Annotated in this window: 3 protein-coding genes; all 3 read left to right on the plus strand. The window is 74.4% G+C overall.

What is annotated here, in order from left to right; all coding sequences use genetic code 11:
- Positions 1 to 1783, plus strand: a 1783-nt coding sequence (gene asnB / locus CCN56_RS39670) for an asparagine synthase (glutamine-hydrolyzing) (RefSeq protein ID WP_107484313.1), incomplete at its 5' end; no start/stop codon positions are given.
- A gap of 3 nt (positions 1784 to 1786) precedes the next feature.
- Positions 1787 to 2644: a PrpF domain-containing protein gene (locus CCN56_RS39675; protein WP_086832433.1), complete on the plus strand. Its 858-nt coding sequence runs from the start codon at positions 1787 to 1789 to the stop codon at positions 2642 to 2644.
- A gap of 98 nt (positions 2645 to 2742) precedes the next feature.
- Positions 2743 to 3489, plus strand: a complete 747-nt coding sequence (locus CCN56_RS39680; protein WP_086832434.1) for an SDR family oxidoreductase — start codon at positions 2743 to 2745, stop codon at positions 3487 to 3489.
- Positions 3490 to 3587: the final 98 nt, after the last annotated feature.

Here is a 3587-nt window from a genome sequence, read left to right on the forward strand (position 1 = left end):
CTCCTTCGCCGCCGGGGCGGACCGCCCCGAGCCGGCCCAGCTCGCGGCGGTCTCCGCCCGCCAGCGCCACGGCGGCCCCGACGAGCACCAGGTGCTCAGCGGCCCCGGCTGGTCGCTCGGCTGCGACCGGCTCGCGGTGACCGACCCCTGCGGCGGACAGCAGCCCTACCGGCTGCCCCACCTGCCCGGCATCCTCGCCGTGCTCAACGGCGAGATCTACAACCACGCCGAGCTCCGCCGCACCCTCGCCGCCCGCGGCCACCGCTTCCCCGACCGCTGCGACGGCACCGTGCTCCCCGCGCTCTACGCCGAGTACGGCCCCGCCTTCGCCGAACACCTCGACGGCATGTTCGCCGTCGCCCTCCTCGACCTGCGGCCGGGCAGCACGCAACTCGTCCTCGCCGTCGACGACATGGGCATGAAGCCGCTCCACCTGCACCACGACCCGTACGACGGCTCCACCCGCTTCGCCTCCGAGATCCCCGCCCTCCTCGCCTTCGAAGGCGTACGGATCTCCCCGCGCGAGGACGCCCTCGACACCCTCCTCGCCACCCGCACCTCCTTCTCCACGCACACCGCGCTCGACGGCGTCGACGTCCTGCCGCCCGGCGCCACGGCCGTCGTACGGCCGGGCGCCGCCCCGGTCGTCCGCCGTCGCGGCCCGTACCGCGCGAGCCCCCTCGGCGACACCCAGGACGTCCTGCGCCGCGAAGTGCGCCGGCTCGCCCGGGCCGAAGTGCCCGTCTGCGCCGTCACCAGCGGCGGCCTCGACTCCGGGCTCGTCACCGCCCTCGCCGCCGAGCACGCCCGCGAGACCGACGCGCCGCCGCTGCACACCTTCCACCTCACCTACCGGGGCCGGTGGCCCGACTCCGAGGCCGCCCACGCCCGTGCCGTCGCCCGCCGCGCCCGGACCGTCCACCACGAGGTCGCCGTCGACCCCGACGAACTCGGCTCCCTCCTCACCCGGACCGTCCGCCACCTCGGCCAGCCCAACGCCGACCCCATCACCCTCTCCACGTACGCCCTCTTCCGCGCCGTCCGCGAGAACGGCTTCACCGTCGCCCTCGCCGGCGACGGGGCCGACGAACTCTTCGGCGGGTACGACCGGATGCGGGCGGCGCTGACGGCCGGCCCCGAATGGGCGGGCGCGTACGCGGACGCGCTCTCGGCGGCGCCGCGACTGCTCCGCGAGCACCTGTACACCGCCAACTACCGGGCGTACATCGCGGATACGGGCTCCGCCGCCGACCGCATCGAGCAGGAGCTGCGCTCGGCGGAGGCGGTCGGCGCGGACCGGCTGACGGCGATGACGGCCTTCGAGACGCGATGGCGGCTGCCGGCGTACCACCTGCGGCGCCTGGACCACCTGTCCATGGCGTGGGCGGTGGAGGCGCGCCTGCCGTTCTGCCAGCCGTCGGTGGTCACGCACGCACGGTCCCTGCCGGTGGCGGCGCGGACGGGGAAGCGGGCGCTGTACGAGGCGGGGGCGGAGCTCCTGCCCCCGTCGGTCCTGAACCGGCCGAAGCAGCCCTTCACGCTGCCGGTCGCGGCGATGCTGGCGCCCGGGGGTCCGCTGCTCGACCTGGTCCGGGAGCTGCTCTCCCCGGCGCGGCTGGTCCTGGGCGGGAAGATCCGCGCCGACCGGGCGGCGAAGCTGCTGGCCCGGCACCTGGAGCGCCCGTCCCAGCACGACGCCCTCGCGCTGTGGGCCCTCGCCGTCCACGAGCTGTGGACGGAGGTCGTCCAGGGCATGCGCATCCCGGTCGGCTGTGCGGCCTGATCCGTGACGGTCGCCGCCGCCGTCGTCCGGGCCGAGGACGCCCCCGGCCCGACCCTCGTCCTGCGCCTCGACCGACTCCCGGCCGGAGCACTGGCGCTGGGCGGGGAACTGGCGCGGTTGCGCCGGTCGCTCGCCCGGACGGCGTACGCGGACCTCCACAAGATCGCGATCTACGGCGGCGGGGACCACGCCCTCCGCTACCGCTTCGTCCAGGCCCTCCCCGACGGCCGGTTCGACTTCCGGGCCGGCTGCGGACACTCGCTCCTCGCCTGCGTCGTCGCCGACGGCCGCCCGGGGCCCGTCACCGTCCGCGCCGTGACCACCGGGGACACCGTCCTCTGCGAGCCGCACGGCGACACGTACACGCTCAGCTTCCTCCGGCCGCCCTCCGAACCCGGCACCCTTCCGACCGGCCGCCCCGTCGACGTCCTCGACGGCGTGCCCGTCTCGCTCGTGCGGTACGGCAACCCGTACGTCTTCGTCGACGCCCGCCACCTGCCCGGGGGCGCCCTCCAGGACCGGCTCCTCGCGCTCCGGGCCCGCGCCGCCCGGCTCCTCGGCCACCCCCCGGACTCCGCCCTCCCCAAGATCGCCGCCATCTCCGTCCAGGACGGCGGGCTCTCCGTCCGCGCCCTCACCGTCGGCGGCTGGCACCCCCGGCTCGCACTCACCGGCGCCGCCGCCCTCGCCGCCGCCGGGGCGATCGGCGGTACCGTCGTACCGCCGGTCCGCGGGCCCGTCCGTACCCCCGCCGGCACCGTCACCGTCTCCGCCGCGCACGACCGCGTCCGCGTCCACCACAAGCGCGCCGAGGTCCTTGAAACCATCGAACTGCCGTGGCGCATCCACGCAACGGCGTGAATGCGCACCCGCCCGAACAGGCCCCCGCCCCGAATCCTCTGCCACGCTGAAATCGACCGGTCGTCGGTATCCGTGGGACGTGGGGAGAGCAGACACCAATGAAATTCGAGAATCTGCGTGTCGTCGTGACCGGAGCGTCCCGCTATTTCGGTCGCGCGCTCGCCGTCGGATTCGCGCATCTCGGCGCCGAGGTCTACGTGTCGGCGCGGACCGTCGAGGCCGCCGAGCGGACCCGTACCGAGGTGATGGGTTCGGCCCGTGACCGCATCCACGCCTTCGGCTGCGACCTGAGCAGGCCCGCCGAGATCCGGGAGTTCGCGGCCCGGGTCGGTGAACGCACCGACCGCGTCGACCTGTTGGTCAACAACGGCGCCCGCTGGCTCGACGGCATGGACCTTGAGGCGGCCAGCGACGCCGAGATCGTGGAGACGATCGAGTCGACGGCCGGCGGCACGGTCCTCATGGTGAAGCACTTCCTGCCGCTGCTGCGCGGCTCGCTGCGGCCCGACATCGTCAACATGGTGGCCGTGCGGGACGCGGAGGGGGCGTCGGCCGCGACCGCCGGGGCGGCCCACGAGGCCTTCTGGGCGGCGAAGAGCGCGCAGGCCGGTTTCGCCGACATCCTGTCGCGCCGGCTGCGGCCCTCCGGGGTCCGCGTCTTCTCCCTCTTCCCGCCCGATTTCTCGACCTCGGACCCGCGCTTCGCGGAATGGGACGGATCGAATCCCGACGGAATAGCACCCGACGAGAAGCTCACCACCCAGGCCCTTTTCGAGTGCATCGTCTACGCCGTCGAGCAGCCCCGTGACTGCTTCATCCGGTCCTTCCACTTCGAGCCCCGATGACCGTCGAAAACGTCAAGGAGGTCCCATGAGCACCCCCGTCTGGATCACCGCGACCCCTCCCGCCACCCACGGCGAACTCCACATCGGCCACCTCGCCG

The organism is Streptomyces sp. NRRL B-24572 (genome assembly GCF_002156145.1).
Classification (GTDB): Bacteria; Actinomycetota; Actinomycetes; order Streptomycetales; family Streptomycetaceae; genus Streptomyces; species Streptomyces vietnamensis.

Coding starts and splice junctions, on each gene's coding strand:
- CCN56_RS39680 (WP_086832434.1), top strand. CDS start 2,743: ATGAAATTCGAGAATCTGCGTGTCGTCGTGACCGGAGCGTCCCGCTAT.